This window comes from Paenibacillus sp. URB8-2, from assembly GCF_013393385.1.
In the GTDB taxonomy this organism is placed as follows: Bacteria; Bacillota; Bacilli; order Paenibacillales; family Paenibacillaceae; genus Paenibacillus_AQ.
In genome coordinates this window covers 2,025,501-2,045,146 of the sequence record NZ_AP023239.1, presented here as the reverse complement: position 1 = coordinate 2,045,146, position 19,646 = coordinate 2,025,501, and the positions used below count along the sequence as shown (strand labels likewise).

17 protein-coding genes are annotated in these 19,646 nt (G+C 52.6%); 2 read left to right on the top strand and 15 right to left on the bottom strand.

Annotated features, from left to right (window positions below; translation table 11 throughout):
* The first annotated feature begins 308 nt into the window (after window positions 1-308).
* Entirely contained in the window at window positions 309-1,343 is a 1,035-nt protein-coding gene (locus tag PUR_RS09265) for a LacI family DNA-binding transcriptional regulator (RefSeq protein ID WP_179037832.1), read from the top strand.
* 145 nt (window positions 1,344-1,488) lie between these two features.
* Here the strand turns inward: PUR_RS09265 and glnA are convergent, their stop codons facing one another.
* The 14 genes from glnA to PUR_RS09200 form a co-directional block, all read right to left on the bottom strand.
* A complete protein-coding gene (glnA, locus tag PUR_RS09260; RefSeq protein ID WP_179034992.1) occupies window positions 1,489-2,913 on the bottom strand; it encodes a type I glutamate--ammonia ligase in 1,425 nt (474 codons plus the stop codon).
* Between the two features lie 348 nt (window positions 2,914-3,261).
* Complete coding sequence (gene aroF / locus PUR_RS09255; protein ID WP_179034991.1) at window positions 3,262-4,305, bottom strand: 3-deoxy-7-phosphoheptulonate synthase; 1,044 nt, start codon at window positions 4,303-4,305, stop codon at window positions 3,262-3,264.
* 322 nt (window positions 4,306-4,627) lie between these two features.
* On the bottom strand, window positions 4,628-5,587 hold the full coding sequence (locus tag PUR_RS09250) for a 4-hydroxy-3-methylbut-2-enyl diphosphate reductase (protein WP_179034990.1): 960 nt from the start codon (window positions 5,585-5,587) through the stop codon (window positions 4,628-4,630).
* Window positions 5,588-5,646: 59 nt separating this feature from the next.
* A complete protein-coding gene (locus PUR_RS09245) occupies window positions 5,647-7,068 on the bottom strand; it encodes a sensor histidine kinase (RefSeq protein WP_179034989.1) in 1,422 nt (473 codons plus the stop codon).
* Between the two features lies 1 nt (window position 7,069).
* Window positions 7,070-7,759 carry a response regulator transcription factor gene (locus tag PUR_RS09240; protein ID WP_179034988.1) on the bottom strand — a complete coding sequence of 230 codons (690 nt, stop codon included), beginning with the start codon at window positions 7,757-7,759 and terminating at the stop codon, window positions 7,070-7,072.
* 114 nt (window positions 7,760-7,873) lie between these two features.
* Window positions 7,874-9,505, bottom strand: a complete 1,632-nt coding sequence (locus tag PUR_RS09235) for a S1C family serine protease (protein WP_179034987.1) — start codon at window positions 9,503-9,505, stop codon at window positions 7,874-7,876.
* Window positions 9,506-9,764: 259 nt separating this feature from the next.
* Window positions 9,765-10,421, bottom strand: a complete 657-nt coding sequence (locus tag PUR_RS09230; RefSeq protein ID WP_179034986.1) for a response regulator — start codon at window positions 10,419-10,421, stop codon at window positions 9,765-9,767.
* Window positions 10,418-11,512: a HAMP domain-containing sensor histidine kinase gene (locus tag PUR_RS09225; RefSeq protein ID WP_232101787.1), complete on the bottom strand. Its 1,095-nt coding sequence runs from the start codon at window positions 11,510-11,512 to the stop codon at window positions 10,418-10,420. The genes PUR_RS09230 and PUR_RS09225 overlap by 4 nt, the downstream gene beginning before the upstream one ends.
* 3 nt (window positions 11,513-11,515) lie before the next feature.
* On the bottom strand, window positions 11,516-12,628 hold the full coding sequence (gene liaF / locus PUR_RS09220) for a cell wall-active antibiotics response protein LiaF (RefSeq protein WP_179034985.1): 1,113 nt from the start codon (window positions 12,626-12,628) through the stop codon (window positions 11,516-11,518).
* Window positions 12,629-12,927: 299 nt separating this feature from the next.
* On the bottom strand, window positions 12,928-13,062 hold the full coding sequence (locus PUR_RS26290; protein ID WP_269474712.1) for a hypothetical protein: 135 nt from the start codon (window positions 13,060-13,062) through the stop codon (window positions 12,928-12,930).
* A 154-nt stretch (window positions 13,063-13,216) separates the two neighbouring features.
* Window positions 13,217-13,789: a 3D domain-containing protein gene (locus PUR_RS09215; RefSeq protein ID WP_442953834.1), complete on the bottom strand. Its 573-nt coding sequence runs from the start codon at window positions 13,787-13,789 to the stop codon at window positions 13,217-13,219.
* A gap of 330 nt (window positions 13,790-14,119) precedes the next feature.
* A complete protein-coding gene (gene thrS, locus PUR_RS09210) occupies window positions 14,120-16,060 on the bottom strand; it encodes a threonine--tRNA ligase (RefSeq protein WP_179034984.1) in 1,941 nt (646 codons plus the stop codon).
* A gap of 487 nt (window positions 16,061-16,547) precedes the next feature.
* The gene (locus tag PUR_RS09205; protein ID WP_179034983.1) at window positions 16,548-16,724 is read right to left on the bottom strand and encodes a type II toxin-antitoxin system antitoxin; all 177 of its coding nucleotides are present in this window, start codon (window positions 16,722-16,724) and stop codon (window positions 16,548-16,550) included.
* Window positions 16,725-16,735: 11 nt separating this feature from the next.
* Window positions 16,736-17,578 (bottom strand): SPFH domain-containing protein, encoded by an 843-nt coding sequence (locus PUR_RS09200; RefSeq protein ID WP_179034982.1) that lies wholly within the window; start codon window positions 17,576-17,578, stop codon window positions 16,736-16,738.
* A 215-nt stretch (window positions 17,579-17,793) separates the two neighbouring features.
* Here PUR_RS09200 and PUR_RS09195 point away from each other — a divergent pair, with 215 nt between their 5' ends.
* Window positions 17,794-17,973, top strand: a complete 180-nt coding sequence (locus PUR_RS09195; RefSeq protein WP_179034981.1) for a transcriptional regulator — start codon at window positions 17,794-17,796, stop codon at window positions 17,971-17,973.
* A gap of 168 nt (window positions 17,974-18,141) precedes the next feature.
* On the opposite strand, the gene mqnC is transcribed toward PUR_RS09195, so the two are convergent.
* The gene (mqnC, locus tag PUR_RS09190; RefSeq protein WP_179034980.1) at window positions 18,142-19,278 is read right to left on the bottom strand and encodes a cyclic dehypoxanthinyl futalosine synthase; all 1,137 of its coding nucleotides are present in this window, start codon (window positions 19,276-19,278) and stop codon (window positions 18,142-18,144) included.
* Window positions 19,279-19,646 lie beyond the last annotated feature (368 nt).

Sequence of the window (19,646 nt, the reverse complement as noted above, 5' to 3'; positions counted from 1 at the left end):
TTGCTCATGTCATCCTTGTTCGGAAAGCGGTTTCGTCGATTTCATTATTGCACTGTTGGGAAGGTTTGTAAACTGTTTTTTATTTTGATTTCGCCTCCTAAATATTAGGGGTGCTTTTATAAGAAATCATTGATGTATCAGCATTTTTGTGTTCAATCATCATTTCATTATTGACTGAACGGAGCAACTTCTATAGAATTATCTGCGAAACCATTTTCGTAAACTATCTTTTTAATTTGAAAGTTTTAATAGTGCTTTCTGCGTCCTAAGCATCAGACATTTTTACAAAAGGAGACGTTACGATGTCCTTGAATATTAAAGATATTGCGAAAATTGCTGGTGTTTCTGTCTCTACAGTTTCTAAAATTATTAATAATTACAGCGAAATTTCGGAAGAAACCCGAAGCAAAGTGCTGCAGATTATGCAGGAGACAGGCTATGTTCCTTCGAACTCCGCGAAGACATTGGCCACGAAAACCTCAAATCTCATTGGCGTTATTTTTGCGGGCAAGCTTAACGTCGATTTCACTCATCCTTTTTTTGTCGAGGTTCTAAATTCATTTAAAAAACAGATGGGCCTTCTCGGCTACGATCTTGTCTTCTTCTCCAATGAAAAATTTCAGAGCGGCGGCAACAACGATTATCTGGCCCGCTGCCGTCATTACCATGTAGATGGCTGTGTGGTTATCTCCGGACAGGAATTGGAACCTTCCATAAGCCAATTGGACAACAGCGACATTCCGTGTATAGGCGTGGATATGAAACTATCCGGGCGCAGCTCCGGCTACATTATGTCCGACAATTATAAAATCTCCTCCAAAGTTGTCGAGCATTTCTATCTGCTTGGATATCGGGAGTTGGGCTACATCGGCAGCACGCAGGAATCGGACATTTCTAATATGCGTGAGAGCGGCTACCGAAATACGATTGAAAGCTTCGGTCTGCCTGTGAACGAAAAGTGGTTTGTTAACGGGGGGAACTTCTTCGAAGCGAGCGGCTACGAGGCCATGCAGCGTATGATTGCGTCAGGAAGCTTACCAAGGGCCATATTCGCCGCCTCAGACCAGCTGGCCATAGGAGCCATGCGGGCGCTCAAGGAATGCTCGCTGTCGGTCCCTGAGACTGTAGCCGTGATTGGGTGCGACGATATTGAGGCTTCCCGCTTCACGACACCCCAGCTAAGCACCATTCGGCAGAACAAAGAGAAAATCGGAAGGCTGGCGGCGCTTATGCTGTACGATCTCATCAATAACCAGTCCGAGACGAGCTCCTTTGTGGTCGAGCCGGAACTCATCATAAGGGAGTCCTGCGGTAGCAAGCTGAAAGACCCACCCTATTATTAATTCTACCGGCGTCCCGGATATGGAGGCATCCTTGCCCGGATTCACACCAGGGGCTTCTTACCCACTCATACTACACAAAAATAAAAGGGTGCCCCAGAAGCCATTTGCATGGCTTGTGGGACACCCTTTCTTGAATTATTAATTCTTATACATCGAAGTACAGGGAGTATTCATGCGGATGAACACGAATGGCAACCGCTTGAGCCTCGCCGCGTTTCAGTTCGATGTAGTTGTCGATGAAGTCTTTAGTGAAGACGCCGCCTTCTGTCAGGAACTCATAGTCAGCTTCCAGAGCGTCGAGCGCTTCGTTCAGGCTGCCCGGTACGCTGCGGATTTTCGCTTTTTCTTCATTTGGCAGTTCGTAAATGTTCTTGTCGAGCGGGCCATAGCCAAGCTCAACTGGGTTGATCTTCTTCTTGATGCCGTCCAGACCAGCCAGCAGCATTGCGGAGAAGGCCAGGTAAGGGTTAGCCGTGGTATCCGGAGTACGGAACTCGATGCGGCAACCTTTAGGTGTTACGGCAGCTACCGGGATACGAACTGCTGCGGAACGGTTACCTTTAGAGAATACCAGGTTAACCGGAGCTTCGTAGCCAGGAACCAGACGTTTGAAGGAGTTCGTGCTCGGGTTGGTCAGAGCGATCAGTGCCGGAGCATGATACAGGATACCGCCGATGTAGTTCAGAGCCATCTCGCTCAGATTAGCATATCCGCCTTTTTCATAGAACAGCGGGCTGTCGCCGTTAAAGATCGATTGGTGAACGTGCATGCCGCTACCATTGTCGCCAAAGATCGGTTTTGGCATGAAAGTTGCCACTTTGCCGTATTGACGGGCAGTGTTTTGCACGATGTATTTGTAAGTCAACAGGTTGTCGGCAGTTTTCTTCAGTGTATCGAAGCGGAAGTTGATCTCAGCTTGTCCAGCTGTAGCAACTTCATGGTGATGACGCTCGATAACCAGTCCGGCTTCAGCCAGCAGTCGACACATTTCACTGCGGATGTCTTGTTGAGTATCAACCGGAGCAACCGGTACATAACCGCCTTTGACGCCTACTTTAAAGCCGAGGTTGCCGCCTTCTTCCTTACGGTTCGAGTTCCAGACCGCTTCTTCGGAATCAACGAAGTAGGAAGAGCTGTTCATTCCGCTCTCGTAACGAACGTCGTCAAAAATGAAGAACTCGGATTCAGGTGCGAAGAATGCTGCGGTACCTACGCCGCTCTTTTGCAAGTATTCTTCCGCTTTAACTGCGATACCGCGCGGGTCACGCTCATAACGCTCTCCGTCAGGAGTAAAAATGTCACACATAATGTTGAGCGTAGGATGAGCAGTGAAAGGATCAACATATGTAGTAGTTGTATCCGGCATCATTACCATGTCAGACTCTTCAATTCCGCGGAACCCGGCGATGGAAGAACCGTCAAAAGCTACGCCATTTACAAAGGTCTCCTCGTCAACAGCAGCAGCCGGCAAAGCAATATGATGGGCCCGTCCACCCAAATCAACAAAGCGGAAATCTACCCATTCAATGTTGTTCTCTTTAATCGTTTGCAACACTTTTTCAACCGACATGAAATTTTTTCCTCCTCAAGTTTGAACATTAAGCCGTACCCACTATGCAAATGTTCTTGTATTAATTTTAACTGTCGTCATTATAAAACTCAAACCTGACATCGTCAATGCTTATGTGAGGTATTTTTTAAGCCAATGTGAGATATTCTTACGCTTTAGTGAATTATTTCGCAGATGGCATTTGGAGATGGAAAAACGCGGCAAACAGCCCTTTCGCTTCCTCATATTTTGAGGAGAAAAGGCTGTCTGCTTTTCTAACATCAAACCCGTTTTTAACAATTGTACTAAATATTAGATATTCAGCTTGCGCCCTGTTTCACAGAGCACAGGCCGGGTCATACATTTCCCTTAAACAACCGGTACGGCCACTTGGCTGGAGAATTTCTTGCCGACCAGCGGAGCCAGTTTCTCCAGATCGCGCAGCAGGTTGTCGAATTGGTCCGGGAACAGGGATTGGACTCCGTCTCCCGTCATGGAGTTGTCTGGATCGGTATGCATTTCGATAATCAGACCGTTGGCGCCTGCGGCTACGGACGCTTTGGCCATAGGCTCCACCAGCTCGCGGCGGCCCGTTCCGTGGCTCGGGTCGGAAATAACTGGCAGATGGCTCAGTCCTTGAAGGACAGGAATTGCCGAGAGATCCAGCGTATTGCGGGTGTAGGTCTCGAAGGTGCGGATACCGCGCTCGCAGAGCATAACGTCCCGGTTGCCGCCGGCCAAAATGTACTCGGCCGCATTCAGCAGCTCGTCGTATGTCGCGCTGAAACCGCGTTTCAGCAGTACTGGACGGCCGCAGGTGCCAAGCGCGCGCAGCAGATCAAAGTTCTGCATATTCCGCGTGCCCACTTGAAGAATATCTGCGTATTCCGCGCACACGTCAACATACTCTGGCGTCATAACCTCTGTGATGGTCAGCAGGCCGTGGCGTTCACCAGCGTCCGCCATCATCTTCAGCCCTTCCACGCCGACTCCTTGGAAGCTGTAAGGTCCGGTGCGGGGCTTGAACGCTCCGCCGCGAAGCACCTGTGCTCCGGCCGCTTTTACGAGCTTTGCAATTTCGTCAATCTGCTCCGGTGATTCCACGGCGCACGGGCCGCCCATGATAGCCAGATGCTCTCCGCCGATCTTAACTCCTTTAACCTCGATGACCGTATCATCCGGATGAAAGTCTCTGCTCGCAAGCTTATAGGATTTGGAGATTTTGACTACATTCTCTACGCCCTTCATTTGGCGAAGATGCTCCGCAAGCTTCGGGGTTACACTGCCTACCAGACCGATGACCGTACGGTCCGCTCCTTTGGAAAGGTGCGCCTGAAGGCCCTCCTTCTCAATTACTGCGATAATGTCGTTGATTTGTTCCTCCGGTGTTTGATTGGATGTAATAACGATCATCTGATTCCTTCCTTTCCGAACCTGTATAATTTAATGGTGGATTATCAATACTATTATGCTACGACGCTTTTAAGCTTTTATGCTTTTAATCACTAAAGTAATTCTATGATAGAATGCCAAATCCGTCAACCCTTTATTCAAAAAAATTAATATTCGAGCCGCTTTTGAGTTGAACGCAGCAGGCTTTCGTGAAATCGGCGCCAACCGGCTGACGGAAAATACGGTGAAAATCAAATAAAGAGGATGTGGATGGCAGAGAAAAAGCGCCCTGTGTCGCTGAGGAAGCAGAGCGCTGAAACCCGCGCACCGTATGAATCGGTTGTCAGGAGGACTGCCCGGCTTTGGCCTTGACCGGCGGTAGCAGCTTTGCCATGTTGACCGTCCGTTTTAGTTCCCATGTATCGGGATCTCCCGGGTCGTACTGCTCCAGAAAGGCAATGACTTCCTTAGTGATCGGCGTCGGCGTAGACGCCCCTGAAGTGACGGCCACTTTCGATACGCCCTTCAGCCACTCAAGCTCCAGCTCCGATACGTCGGCGATCCGGTGAGCCGGAACGCCGGCGATCTCCTCGGACACCTGGGCAAGCCGGTTGGAGTTGTTGCTGCGCGGGTCGCCCACAACGATGACGAGGTCAGCCTGTCCGGCCTGCTCCGCCACGGCTTCCTGCCGAACCTGTGTGGCCATGCAAATCTCGTTATGCACCTCGGCGCCGGGGAAGGTCTCCAGCAGCTTCTTCATAATATGCTTGATATCCCATTGGCTCATCGTCGTCTGGTTCGTAATGACAATTCGGGAGCCTGCCGGAAGGGAAAGCGAGGAAATCTCCTCTTCCTTTTCGATCAGATGCACATGTTCCGGAGCGATACCCACGGCGCCTTCCGGCTCGGGATGGCCCTTCTTGCCGATATAGATGATTTCACAGCCTTCCGCAACCTTCTCTTGAATGAGATCATGCGTCTTCGTTACATCGGGGCAAGTTGCGTCGACTGTCGTCAACCCCTTGGCCCGCGCTTTCTTGCGAACCTCGGGCGAAACACCGTGCGCGGTGAAAATGACGGTGCCGCTGTCGATCTTGTCCAGAATGTCCAGACGATTGCTTCCGTCCAGTGTAATGATGCCCTCGTCCTCAAAAGAATGGGTAACATGACTGTTATGAACAATCATGCCTAGTATATAAATCGGCCGGGGAAGATCGAGATTTTTCGCGGCCTGACGCGCCATGACCATCGCATCGACCACGCCGTAGCAGTATCCCCGGGGAGAAATTTTCATCACTTCCATTGCTTCACCAGCTTTCTGCCGTCATTGAGTGTAATAGAATCAAGCCCGTTCATTATACCCTATTCCAGAGGGGCGGCAAAGAGAAGGGGCAGCCAGATTACGAACGTTGTGCCTTCGCCCTGCCGGGTAACCACCTCGACCGAGCCGCCGTGCTCGTCAATGATCCATTTTGCAATGGACAGCCCGAGTCCGATGCCTTCGGTAATGCCTCGGGATTCATCCGCCCTGTAGAACCGGTCGAATATATACGGCACCTCGTCTTTCTCCATACCGATGCCGGTATCCTTAACCCGCAAGCCGACCTGGGATTGATAAACTACGGCGTCAAAGCTCACCTCTCCAGACGGCGTGTATTTGAACGCATTGTCAATGAAAATGAACAGCATCTGCTGCAAATAATCTTTGTTGCCCAGCACATATTTGCCGTTGAGCACCGACAAGTCGCCCGCCACCCACTCCGCTTCACGCGGAAGGAAGGCGGCGCGGCGGGCCACCTCGACCATCATCGGCTCCAGCGCCACCGGCTCCTTCTCGAAGGTCCGGCCCGTATCGGCTCTGGCCAAAGACAGCATGTCGCCGACAAGCCGGCTCATGCGCTTCGCCTCGTCCGCGATATCGCGCACCGATTCCATCGACATTTGCCGGATGGCCGCCTCATCCATCACCAGATTTTCTCCCGGCTCCAGTTCCCACACCTTCTGGAGCAGCTCGATGTTCCCGCGGATCGTTGTCAGCGGGGTGCGAAGCTCATGCGAGGCGTCCGACACGAAGCGGCGCTGGGCCGCGTACGATTCCTCCAGATTTTTGTAAAACCCTTCCATCCGTCCAATCATGCTGTTCACCGTCCGGATCAGCCTTCCGATTTCGTCAGGCGGTCCGTCGTATTCGATCCGCACACTGAGGTCATTGCCGGTCTGGATACCCTCGGCAGCTTCGATCACCTTGCCGATCGGACTCATCGCCTTGCGGGCAAGGAACAGGCCGAAGGTAAAGGCGGCGATCAGCGTGGCGAAGGAGCCGGCGATCAGAATGGTCTTCAGCCGTTCGAGCAGCTTATCCTGTTCGCCGGTATATGCCGCCATCTGCAGAATAGCCGCCGGATTGTGATCGTAGCCTTGGACATTGACCGCTTTTTGGTAAATCAAAAAATGATAACCCTTGTAATAGGCATCTTTAAACCCATCACCCTTGAGGTTCTTCCGCGGAGGAATATCGAACCGCAGATCAATATTCGTCAAATTCAAGCTCTGGATAAGCTTGCCGCTGTCGTAAAAGTACATTTGCCCGTACAAATTCTGGGCATCCAGTCGGTTATCAAAGACAACGTCCAGCGATTCGCCTTTCGCCTGATCCCGGAGCCGGTCTTTCAAATCTCCGTAAGTATTAATATAGAAAAAACCGTAAATGGCGGCTGAAAAGGCCAGCAGCATGACGGCCAATATTCCCGAATACCACGCGGTCAGCCGCAGCTTGATCGACATCTTAGTTGTCACCTCTTAGGATATAGCCAGCTCCCCGGATCGTCTGAATCAGGCGTTTGCCTCCGTGCTCCTCCGTCTTCTGGCGAAGCATGGCGATATAAACCTCCAGCACGTTGGATTCTCCGCTGTAATCGTAGCCCCAGATTTTATCCATAATCAGATCCCGGGACAATACCCGTTTCGGATTTTGCATAAAAAGATGTAGCAGCTCAAATTCCTTCGCTGTCAGCTCCAGCCGCTTGCCCTCGCGTGTTACTTCCCGCGAGTCGACGTCCAGCATAAGATCCTCATAGACGACGGCCTGCTCGCCGCCTCCACTCTGTTCGCTCTTGCGGCGAAGCAGGGCTCTCACCCGCGCCAGCAGCTCTTCGAGCGCGAACGGCTTGACAAGATAATCGTCCGCTCCAAGATCAAGCCCCTTCACCCGGTGCTCCACCTCATCCTTGGCCGTAAGCATCAATACGGGAACGGTGCTGCCGCCCTCTCTGAGCCTGCGGCACACCTCAAAGCCGTCCACCTGCGGCATCATGACATCGAGAACAACGACATCCGGATCACCGTTTAATACGGCCCGCAGGCCGTCCGCCCCGTTAGAAGCCGTCTTGACGTCATACCCCTCGAAAGCGAGTCCTCTCCGCAGCATAGAAATGATTTTTTCATCATCGTCAATAATTAAAATATTCGGTCGCATAAGCCGCCCCTTTGTTCGATTCCTTTTTTTCTCTATTGTAGCAGTGAACGCATTCGCGCGCACTTATACCGCAAAAGCGGAAGGGCTGCCCCTCCCGCTTCCTTGTTGACCCGATTACTGCTGTCCGGTCTGTGTGGTGTTAAAGTCGTTCTTGTTGCCAATCGTTACGGACAGATCCAGATTCTTGCCGTCTCTGACGACGTTCAGCGTAATTTTATCGCCGACCTTCTTGGTCTTGATAAAGTCGATCAGTTCCTGGCTGGTCGCGTACTTTGTTCCATCAATGCCGGTAATGATATCGTACGGACGCAGGTCGGCAACGTAGGCCGGAGATTTGTAAATGATTTCCGCCACGACGGAGCCTTCCTTGATGTCGGTACCCATTTGCTTCGCCACTTCATCGGTAATCGTCATTAGCGAAGCGCCAATAAACGGAACCGGATCTTTCGGGATAGCCTGATTGGCTTCCAGCTTGTCGACGACTTCCTTGATTTTATTCACCGGAATCGCGAAGCCGATACCTTGTGAGTCCGTGCTGACGGCAACGTTCATGCCGATAACCTGGCCTTCGGCGTTAAGAAGCGGCCCGCCGGAATTGCCGGGGTTAATGGAAGCATCCGTTTGAAGCAGATCGGAATAATTGCGGGTGCCGCTTCCGTCCTCTTCATTAATATCGATGCTGCGCCCTTTCGCGCTGAGCACTCCTGCGGTAACCGTATGATCGAATCCCTGCGGGTTGCCGATCGCCACAACCTCAGAGCCGACTTTGATGGTGTTCGAATCTCCAAGCGGCACAGTCGAAAAATTATTGTCGCCTTCGATCTTCAGCACCGCGAGGTCCAAATCCTTGCTGGAGCCGAGCAGCTTCGCTTCGTACGGCTTCGTGTTGCCGTCGACGGTCACCTGAATGACGTCGGCATTCTCGACAACGTGCTGATTGGTCAGAATGTAACCGGCTTTATCATAAATAAATCCGGTGCCGATACCGTATGGCGTCAGCTGCGAATTTAAACCGGAACCGTTGCCGCCATTGTTTTGCTGCGAACCTCCCGAAGAATTGCCGCCGAACTGGTCTCCGAAAAAGAATTGATAGAATGGATCGTTGGCGTTCGGATTGCTCTGGCTGCCTCTGGAGCTCGTCTTGACCAGCGTCTCAATCTTGACGACTGCCGGTCCCGCTTCATCGACGACACTGGACACGCCGTCAGAACCGGTCACAAGCTTTGTCGTTGTCGTCGCCGGCGCTACGCTTGCGCTCTCGTCAGCCGCCTGGCCCTGTGAGCTCAAGGCCGTTGCCGACGTTGCCTGATCCCCTGTAAACCAGTTCCCCCTATCGGCCATGAACATGGAGCCGGAGAGCACGAGCATGCCGGCAATGAAGGACAGGACTGCGGTTTTCACGGGTTTCTTCGGCTTGCGGTTATACTGCCAGCCATTTCCGCCATCCGAACCGTTGCCGCCTCCATAGCCGCCTCCGTAACCCGAAGGGCGCGACAGCTGGTAAGGGACAGGCTTGATCGGCTGGGGAGGGGTAATTTCTACCCGTTCCGGCTCCCGCCGGTTATAATGCTCTACGCCTTCACTGTTTCTCTCATTATTATTAAGAGATTTAAAAGGGCCGTATGAATAATAATAAGAAGAGTTCGATTCTGGAGATTGTCCGTCGCCGTTCTGTTCCCGATCCGGAGATTGTCTTTCGAAGCGGCCATCGCCTTCACCGTTATATCTGTTTTTGTTGTCGTCCATTGTTTTTGCCCTCCCGCACTCTGTCCTCAAGGACAAGAATTCATTTTGCTTTCTTGGTTTTATTTTGTACTTCAAACCTTAAACTGACATTAAAAACAATTTAAACGAAGATAAAACATTCGGCAGATAGTAAAAAAGCCCTGCGCTTTTTCCGTACAGCGCCGGACTTCATTGGACAAGTTTGCTTTTTGTATAACACAAGATCCGAATAATAGAGTTTAAGATTGCGTCCGTTCATCCTGGAAAGCGCACCGGATGCCTAGCCCTGTGTAACCCATCCTTTGCGGTGCGCATAGATGGCGAGCTGCGTGCGATCCTCCAATTCGCATTTCATCAGCAGATTGCTGACATGCGTCTTGACTGTCTTGATGCTGATATGCAGCTCCTCGCCGATATCCTTGTTGCTCTTGCCTTCCGCAATCAGCAGCAAAACCTCCCTCTCCCGTTCGGTCAGCCCGGATGTATCGTCCTGCACCGTGCGCTGGCGGATGCCGCGCGTCAAGGCCTGGGATACGTCGCCGGTCATCACCGGCATGCCGCGGTATGCACCTTGAAGCGCATAAATCAGCTCCTCCGCCGACACCGTCTTCAGCACGTAGCTGACCGCTCCCGCCTCGATGGCGTCCACTACGAGATCATCTTCGAGGAAGCTAGTCAATATAACAATCTTCATCCCCGGAAACTCGGACAGCACCGCCCGGGTCGTCTCCACACCGTTCATCACTGGCATCATCAGATCCATCAGAACCAGATCGGGAAGCCCTTCCTCGCCGCCGGAACGCAGCAGTTCCAGCGCCTCCCGTCCGTTCGAGGCCTCGGCGACCACATCGAACATCGGCTCCAGCATCAGATACGTTTTAAGTCCCATCCGGACCATGTCATGGTCATCCACCAGCAGTATTTTGATCGCGTTCATTCGCCGCTTGCCTCCTCTTCCCCGTCTTCATTACTTGCCTTTTCGGCTCCTCCGGCAGGCATCCGGCCGCCGTTCCCCTGAACAAACTTGGGGATATGTACGCGGATCGTCGTCCCCGCTCCCTTGCGGCTGATGATTTCAACCTGGCCGCCGAGCTTCTCCGCGCGTTCCCGCATCGTTGTCAACCCGTACGATCCCTGCTTGCTGTGCGCAAGCTCAAACCCCTGCCCGTCATCGCTGATGCTGAGCGCAACCAGCCGCGGTCCCTCGCGCAGAGACAGACTGACCAGCCGCGCCCCCGAATGCTTCACGATATTGGCCATCGCTTCCTGTATAATCAGGAATAGCTGATGCTCAATCGCCTCGGACAGCTCGCCCTGAAGTTCAAGCTCCTTCATGCCCTTAAGCCCGTTCTGACGGCAGTAATCCGGGAACCATTTCTCCAGCGCCTCGAACAGGTTCCGGCCTTCAAGCTCCACCGGCCGAAGCTGGGCGATCAGCGCCCGCATCTGCTTCTGCGCCATTTGCGACATGGTGATCAGCTGGTCCATCACCGTCCGCCCCTGCGCTTCATTCCGTTCAAGCACCTTCGGAAGCGAAGAGGCTGACATATGGATGGCGAACAGCTGCTGGCTCACCGTGTCGTGCAAATCGCGGGCCATCCTCCGCCGCTCCTCGAGCACGGCGCTCTCCGCCGCCTTTTCCTTCTCGATGACCTCCTGCTCGCCCAGACGCTGAAGCAGCTTCATTTTTTTCTCAACCGTATCCATCATTGTATTGAACTCATGATACACTCTTGCAAAAGAAGGATCGTCGCTATCCGGCATCCTCACGGAAAGATTGCCCTTGGCGACCTGAAGCATATTAAGATCCAGATGATCGATCCGCCTCTGGATCCGCTGCACGGCCATATATCCGATAACGGCAGTGAACAGCACAATGCCCAGGCACAGATACACCCACATCCGGTAATCCTCAACTTCAATATAGCCCAAACAGCTTCCGGCGTACATCAGCACGGCCGTTACACTTCCGCATAGCAGAAAATAGAGCAGCAGCACCCATTTCGTATTTTTAATAATCGTTCCCATCGGTCAACCCACCGTCTTAACCTTGATATCTCCGATAAAAGCGCTGACATTGATACGGATTTTTTTGCCGGCTTCTTTATAATAAGGCGTCTTGCACTGCATGCTGCTCATAAACCCGCTGCGCGACTGCTCCAGCACTTCCATATCGCCAATGAACGAGCTGCTGTTAACGGAAATGCCGAGATCCATATCGTCCGGAACGTAGACTTTGAGATCGCCGATAAATGCGGAAAGATTGATCTTTGTCTCGCCGTACGGAATTTGCGCGTTGGTCAGATCGAGCACCGTATCGCCGATAAACTGGGAAATATTCGTATTTTTGAGCTGAAAATGCTCACGCCCCATATGGATATCGCCGATAAAAGTGGATCGGTTCGTCGTTTCCTTGTCGCCGCTATGGCTCCATTCATGCCCGTCATAATGTCCATGCTTGCGTTCATGACGTTCCCAGCGCTCTTGGTTCCTGCGTTCGTGGCGTTCCTCCCGCTCCTGGCGTCTGCGTTGGTGGCGATCACGGTTCTCCTGCCAGCCTTTCTCACCTGTCCGGTCCATATCTTCATCTTTGCGCAGATAACGATCCCAATCGGTCACTCCTGCTTTGCCTGACGAACTGCCGATGGAGCCGTTTTCCTCGTTGGTTCTGCCGAATTTCCGTTCAAATTCTTCGTCAAATGTCGATTCCAGCGGCCGGGGAGGCGCGTCGTTCGCCGGCTTGTCCTCAGGATAGAATCTCGGCGGTGCAGGCGGCGGTACAGGCGGTCCAGAACGGTGCGGTCTGAAGATAACCATGAGCCCGCCGCCAATCAGCGCGACCGGAATGATCATGGTGAAGAAATCCCCTGCGGAAAGGTCGAACCATTCTAGATTCCGCCCCAGAAAATAAACGCCCAAGGCCACAATGAACAGCGCTCCGATAGAAGAAAAGCCTCTGCCGCCGTCACGGCCTCCCGCCAGCAGCCGCTTACTTCCTATTATGATCAGCACAACCGGCCAGAAATTGGAGAACAGGTAACCGATATCAAATTTCGCATATCCCATCTGCCGGAGCAGAAACAGCACGCCGATTCCGATCAGAATCAAACCGCCGAATACTTGGCTGGCTATTCGTCTTCTCATCTGTCATTTCCCCTTTAGCTTAGAGTAGCTCTTTTGCCTTATGGACTAAGTTTACAACAGGCTTTGTCTTGATAACAGCGGCGGGGGAATGAAAACCTTCTCGGTCTTCGGACGGAGGGGTTGGAAGTTTTTACACCGAGGAAAAAAACTTACGTCTTGCCGCAGTACGTTTCTCATAGAAAGTCAGGGCTATTTACAAGCGTGAACATTATATATTTGGACAAACAAAAATGCCCCGCCTCTCACGAGAACGGGACATCGTTTCGGCCAAGAGCCGACGGTTATTTCTTATGGCATGGTTAGGCTTGCGGTTTTTGGACCGGTTTGGCGATGCCACCTTGCTTCGTTGCCGCATCATTCTCGACAGCGAACTCGGCGTTGAACTTTTCGTTCGGTGTCTTGTAGTTTTCTTGAACCTTCGGTTTTTTAGCCACGTTGGTCACCTCCCTTTGCTTCCTCACGCGATGCCGTGTTAACGCCGCACAGAGGACGGATCAGAGGCTAACTGCTGTGCCCCAGTCCGTATTATGGCTAGGCAGGCGGCCGATTATACAATTGTCATGTGAAATAAAGTTCATGGCTTGCCCTTTAAATAATTTCCTCAAGCATTTCCTGAGGTACAGTGTCGTAAGCGCGGATCGCTCTGCCGATATTTTTCAGCATGGCTTCCGTGCATTTGCCGCTGCCGCGTTTGATCAGTTGGACCTCGACCATTCTTTTGCCCCATTCTTTGTACACCTGCCTGGTAGTCGAAAAGTACAGATCTACTTTATGCCCCTTGATCGCCGAACCGGTGTCCGCGACCACCGCATAACCATATCCCGGCACATACAATATGCTTCCCAGCGGCAGCACCTTCGGATCGGCGGCAATGGTTGAAACGGCATTCTTGTCTCTCCGCACTTTGACGCCGGAGTAGGTAATTCCGTATTCCGGATGATTCGGACGCTTGCCGGTCGATTCGAAGCCCGCGGTATAACCGGTGGCCGTCACTTTGAAGGTACGGATGATTTGTTCCGGCGCCGGTGCGGCAACGGGAATGGAAGATTTATTTCCGGGTGCCGGTATTTTGGCCCGGTGTTTTAATGCCTCGGAGCGTTCGGACGCAGTGACGAACTCCGGTGATTGATGCGGAAATATCGTAGCGCGGAGCAGCTTAATTCTCGGCCGGCCCCCGCCGCTGTCAAAAGCCTGTGCCGCAGAACCGGCATGGAAGATCGGCGCGGACGCAGCCTCAGCCTGGACCGGCGGAAACCGGTACTCCCGGTCCGCTTCGCGACCCGCCTTCGTATATATGAAGGATAGTGCAACCAATAATGCAAAAGTAACCAATATACACCAAGACCTCTGCCAAACACCCATTTTGTTCATCATGAAACCCTCCCCCTTATTAGCGAAGGTTTCCCGTTTCCCAAAATTTTATACATGAGGCGGATTAACCGCCTCACGGAGTGTTGGCAGAGGTCTTACGTGACCAATAATTTGTTTATTTTAGAAGATGGACTTGGTTGAAACTTCGGCAGCGAGGCTTTCGATCACCTCATCCAGCGGCTTCGCCCCGATATCGCCTTCGCCGCGTTTGCGGACGGAGACGCTGCTGCTGTTCTTCTCATTCTCGCCGACGATGAACATATACGGCAGCTTCTCCAACTGGGCTTCGCGGATCTTGTAGCCCAGCTTCTCGTTCCGAAGGTCGGCTTCGGCTCTCAGACCGCGGCGACGCAGCTTGTCGACCACCTCACCCGCATAGTCGTCAAAAGCGCTCGATACCGGGATGACCTTCACCTGCTGCGGAGACAGCCAGAGCGGCAGCGCGCCAGCAAAGTTCTCCAGCAAGAAGGCGACGAAACGCTCCATGGTGCTCAGGACGCCTCGGTGAAGCACGACCGGACGGTGCTTCTGCCCGTCGTCGCCGACATATTCCAGCTCAAAGCGTTCCGGCAGCAGGAAGTCGATCTGAACGGTCGATAGCGTCTCTTCTTTACCGAGCGCAGTTTTGATCTGCACGTCCAGCTTCGGACCGTAGAACGCGGCTTCTCCCTCCGCTTCGTAGAACGGCAGGCCCGCATCCTCGACTACCTCGCGCAGCATGCGCTGAGCGGTCTCCCACATATTATCGTCTTGGAAGTACTTCTCGGTATCGGCCGGATCACGGTAGGACAGCCGGAAACGGTAATCATCAATGCCGAAGTCGCTGTACACCTGTTTCACCAGCTCCAGCACGCGGCTGAATTCGCTCTTAATCTGATCCAGACGGCAGAAGATATGCGAGTCGTTCAAAGTCATGGAACGGACGCGGTGCAGACCGGTCAGCGCGCCGGACATTTCGTAACGGTGCATGGTTCCAAGTTCGGCGATCCGAATCGGCAGGTCGCGGTAGCTGTGCATGCTGCTCTTGTACACCATCATATGATGCGGACAGTTCATCGGACGCAGCACAAATTCCTCGGTGTCGATGGTCATCTTCGGGAACATGTCTTCCTGATAATGCTCCCAGTGTCCGGAAGTCTTGTACAGATCGACGTTGCCCAGAACCGGAGTATAGACATGCTGATATCCGAGGCTGGCTTCCAGATCAACGATATAGCGTTCCAGAATACTGCGCAGCTTGGCGCCCTTAGGCAGCCAGATCGGCAGTCCCTGGCCGACCAGCTGATTGAATGTGAAAATTTCCAGTTCCTTGCCCAGCTTGCGGTGATCGCGCTTCTTCGCTTCTTCCAGCAGGCGGAGATACTCGTCAAGCTGTGCTTTCTTGATCCAGGCGGTGCCGTATACACGCTGCAGCATTTTGTTCTTGGCGTCGCCGCGCCAGTACGCTCCGGCCACGTTCATCAGCTTAAACACTTTGATTTTGCCGGTCGAAGGGAGATGCGGCCCGCGGCACAGGTCGAAAAATTCGCCCTGCTCGTATATCGTGATCACGCTGTCCTCCGAAAGCGCCTGAATAAGCTCGATTTTGTACGGATCGCCAAGCTCCCCGAACCGGTCCAGCGCTTCTTTGCGGCTCACTTCCTTACGGACAATCAGCAGGTTCTCCGATACGATGCGCTCCATTTCTTTCTCAATCTTCTGCAGGTCCTCCGGATTCAGCGGATACTCCAGATCCATGTCATAGTAGAACCCGTCCTCAATCGTCGGTCCGACTCCGAGCTTGACCTCTTTGGCGCCGAACAGCCGTTTGACCGCCTGGGCCATCAGGTGGGCGGTGCTGTGCCGCATAACCTCCAGTCCTTCTGGGGAGTCCAGCGTTACGATCTCCACAAGATCTCCCTCGCTCAGTTTGGCGGACAAATCGACGATTACCCCGTTCAGCTTGCCGGCGGCGGCGTTCTTGCGCAGCCCGCTGCTGATGGAAGACGCTACATCGTCGATGCTGCTGCCTTCCGCGTACTCCCGGACCGAGCCGTCCGGTAACTTGATGCTTACTGCCATTGTCATTTCCTCCTCGAAGTAGTGGTCAACTTATCACAGCGGCGGTCAGCCGCGTAAAGGCCTTGCGGAACGGACATATCCACGCATACAAAAAACACCCGTCCCGCGCAGGGACGAGTGTTGCACCCGTGGTTCCACCCAAATTCAATTCTGCGTCATGTCCCCAGACTCAAGAAACGGTCAGGCAACGGCAGAATCCTTGTTCAGCATGGAGATAACGGCCATGAACCGGCGGTTCTTACTGTTTCCGGGGCATAACGGATCAACCGATGCGCCTTGCACGGAAAGTTCATAACCGCAGCTACAAAGGGGTAAACCGAAAACCGGATTCCGGAGGAAATTGCAGCGCTAACGTTTCCTCTCTCTGTACGGGCCTGGAAGTCGATTCATGTCTTTGTCAATGCTGTTTGCGTGAATAATGTGTAATTATAATTCCGGCGGCTGCTTTCGTCAAGCCGTGAATTCAAAAAGAATCGACAGGTTCCGTTCAGGACCGTTCTTCGCCTGTCTTTCGATCCGGCAAGCGGCCAGCGCGTTTCAGGCTCTCCCGCAGCAAAAACTCGATGTGTCCGTTCACACTGCGGAACTCCTCCCCCGCCCAACGCTCCAGCGCTTCGTACAGCCCGGGATCGATGCGCAGCGGAAAGTTCTTCTTGGCCGCCATGATAGACCGCCTTAATACAACGAGCCGGCGTTGATGACCGGGCTCGCTCCGCGCTCGGATACGATAGCCACCATCAGATTGTTGATCATGGCCGCCTTCCGTTCTTCGTCCAGTTCCACTACGCCGCTCTCCTTAAGCTGCTTGATCGCCATATCCACCATGCCGACCGCGCCTTCCACGATGATCTGCCGCGCGGACAAAATGGCCGACGCCTGCTGGCGTTGAAGCATCGTGCTTGCGATTTCGGTGGAATACGCCAGATGCGTCAGCCGCGCCTCCAGCACTTCAACCCCTGACAGAGACAGACGGTCCTGGAGCTCGCCGGCCAATTCCTTGGCAATTTCATCGGCGTTAGCGCGCAGGGACATGCCGGTTCCGCTGAAACCATCATACGGATATTTGCTGGCTACGTGGCGCAGCGCCGTCTCACTCTGGATTTCGACAAATTCCATGTACTTGTCGACATCGAACAGCGCTTTTGCCGAGTTAATGACTTTGAACACGACGACGGCTGCGATTTCGATCGGATTGCCCTCAACATCGTTGACCTTCAGCTTGACGCTGTTGAAATTGCGGACCCGCAGGGAAACCGTCTTGCGCACACTGAACGGAATAACGGCCCACAGGCCGCTTGCCGATATGGTCCCGACGTACTGGCCGAAGAAAGTGACCACGACCGACTTGTTGGGCTGCACCACCGTAATGCTTGTCATCAGAACCGCAGCCGCCAAGAACAAAATGACCGGAACGGCATCGTAGCCCCGAACCGCACCATAAACTCCGCCTCCCGCACAAACAAGGATCAAAGCGATAATCCAGAAACCGCTGACAGGCCTAAGCATTTTTTCTTTCATAAGGCACCTCCAAAAGGATATGTATTTGATATTTTTATGATATCACTTTTGGATATTGTTGTAAATCTAAATTTTCCAGGAATATTATGCTTCAGAAAAATATCACAGATGCGTAACCGGATCTTCCTATACTATGAATCTGATAGACAATTACTATTTAATCTATGGACAAGCTTTTAATTAAAGCGATTATAAACGAGGAGGTGAATGAAGCAATGAGCGTTAAGGAGCAGGTGCTGGAAACGATTAAATCGGCAGGCAAGCCTGTCAGCGCAGGCGAGGTAGAGAAGCTCTCCGGTCTGGACCGCAAGGAGATTGACAAGGCATTCAATGAGCTTAAAAAAGAAAAAGCGATTATCTCCCCGGTCCGCTGCAAATGGGAAGCCGCCGAATAGATTTTCGTTAAGATTCTGCCCTACAACGTCGCACAGGGCAGCCTTCGCCGCTTATGGCCGAAAGCTGCCCTGTCCGAATTATCCGCCGAAGCTGTCCCTTTACCCGGCACTAGCTTCAGCGCAAACAGCCCGAAGCCTCAGCGGCCTCGGGCTGTTTGCTTGCCCCTATCAGTTCTGCATCACAAAATCGCTCTGCACTTTGGCGGAGACGTCGTCGAATACTTTCAGAATATCGTATTGTGTGTTGCGCGTCGCCGGGATTTTGCCGGCCTCGCGGATGATTTGCAGGATCGACTCGATGTTGACCTTGTACGTCGCCCCCGCCGAGGACACGACATTCTCCTCGATCATCGTGCTGCCGAAATCGTTGCAGCCGTATTGCAGCGACAGCTTGCCAACCTCCGGGCCCATTGTCACCCAGGAGGATTGGAAGTTCTTGATGTTGTCAAGCACAAGCCGGCTGACCGCGACAGTCTTGAGATATTCCTCAGGCGTCTGTCTGTCCAGCTTAAGGTTCGTATTATCCGGCTGAAATGTCCAGGAGATAAATGCCAGGAACCCTTCCGAGTTGTAGTTATGCTCAATGCACTCGTCCTGGGCTTCACGCACACGGAGAAGATGCAGCGCGCGTTCCTCCATGCTCTCGCCAAGGCCGATTACCATTGTTGCCGTCGTATTCATGCCGATCCGGTGCGCTGTCCGCATCACGTCCATCCAGTCATGCCACGAGCCCTTCAGTCGGCTGATCTTGCGCCGAGTGCGGTTGTCCAGGATTTCCGCGCCGCCTCCCGGCAGCGAATCGAGACCTGCCGCATGAATCTGGCGCACCGTCTCCTCCAGGGACAGCCCCGAGATCTCCTTCATCTTCATGATCTCCGCAGGGGAGAAGGAATGCATCGTGATGCCGGGGAATCGCTCTTTGATGTTACGCAGCAGGTTCGTATAATAATCAAACGGCAAATTGGGATTCGTACCGCCCTGCATCAGGATCTCGGTTCCATCCACGGCCACGGTTTCTCTGATTTTGTCAAAAATCGTCTCATCCGGCAGAACATAGCCTTCTTCTGAACCGGGTCTGCGGTAAAACGCGCAAAACCGGCAGTACACATCGCATATATTTGTATAATTTATGTTGCGGCCAATGACGAACGTCGTTATCGGCTCGGGATGCCATCTTTTCATAATGACATCCGCCGCAGCGCCCATTTTCTCAATTTCGTTGCTCTCAAACAGTCTGACCGTATCTTCAAGCCCAAGGCGTTCACCCTGGAGCGCTTTATTCAAAATGCGATCGATTGATCCCATTGTTCGCAGCCTCCTTATACAACCATCCCTAATGAATCCATAAAATTTATATGACAAAGGAATATATTCGTTCATTCATCGTATCACAATCCGCCGTGCTTGAAAAACGTATTTTTATTCTCCTGCCCTCTTAACTGCATATAACAACTAATAAAAGTTATATTCATTCGTAGAATTGCCTGATCTTTCGGGGGGTTTTGTGAAAAAAATCCAACACAAGAAGAAACGGCTTCGCGTCCTCCGTAGAGGAGGCATCCGTTTCTCGTAGAAATATAAGGCCAATAATAAGCGTGAAACTTATAGATTTTTATATTATAAAAAAAACGGCGCCGCCAGCTTAAGGCGATGCCGTCTCACTTAATGTTGAC

Bases quoted from the DNA above. Each gene is read 5' to 3' on its own strand.
- PUR_RS09225 (WP_232101787.1), bottom strand. From the start codon at position 11,512: ATGGGAACGATTATTAAAAATACGAAATGGGTGCTGCTGCTCTATTTT.
- PUR_RS09245 (WP_179034989.1), bottom strand. From the start codon at position 7,068: ATGTCGATCAAGCTGCGGCTGACCGCGTGGTATTCGGGAATATTGGCC.
- PUR_RS09235 (WP_179034987.1), bottom strand. From the start codon at position 9,505: ATGGACGACAACAAAAACAGATATAACGGTGAAGGCGATGGCCGCTTC.
- PUR_RS09200 (WP_179034982.1), bottom strand. From the start codon at position 17,578: ATGAAAGAAAAAATGCTTAGGCCTGTCAGCGGTTTCTGGATTATCGCT.
- mqnC (WP_179034980.1), bottom strand. From the start codon at position 19,278: ATGGGATCAATCGATCGCATTTTGAATAAAGCGCTCCAGGGTGAACGC.
- PUR_RS09230 (WP_179034986.1), bottom strand. From the start codon at position 10,421: ATGAACGCGATCAAAATACTGCTGGTGGATGACCATGACATGGTCCGG.
- PUR_RS09195 (WP_179034981.1), top strand. From the start codon at position 17,794: ATGAGCGTTAAGGAGCAGGTGCTGGAAACGATTAAATCGGCAGGCAAG.
- PUR_RS09250 (WP_179034990.1), bottom strand. From the start codon at position 5,587: ATGGAAGTGATGAAAATTTCTCCCCGGGGATACTGCTACGGCGTGGTC.
- liaF (WP_179034985.1), bottom strand. From the start codon at position 12,628: ATGAGAAGACGAATAGCCAGCCAAGTATTCGGCGGTTTGATTCTGATC.
- PUR_RS09240 (WP_179034988.1), bottom strand. From the start codon at position 7,759: ATGCGACCGAATATTTTAATTATTGACGATGATGAAAAAATCATTTCT.
- glnA (WP_179034992.1), bottom strand. From the start codon at position 2,913: ATGTCGGTTGAAAAAGTGTTGCAAACGATTAAAGAGAACAACATTGAA.
- PUR_RS09205 (WP_179034983.1), bottom strand. From the start codon at position 16,724: ATGGCGGCCAAGAAGAACTTTCCGCTGCGCATCGATCCCGGGCTGTAC.
- aroF (WP_179034991.1), bottom strand. From the start codon at position 4,305: ATGATCGTTATTACATCCAATCAAACACCGGAGGAACAAATCAACGAC.
- thrS (WP_179034984.1), bottom strand. From the start codon at position 16,060: ATGGCAGTAAGCATCAAGTTACCGGACGGCTCGGTCCGGGAGTACGCG.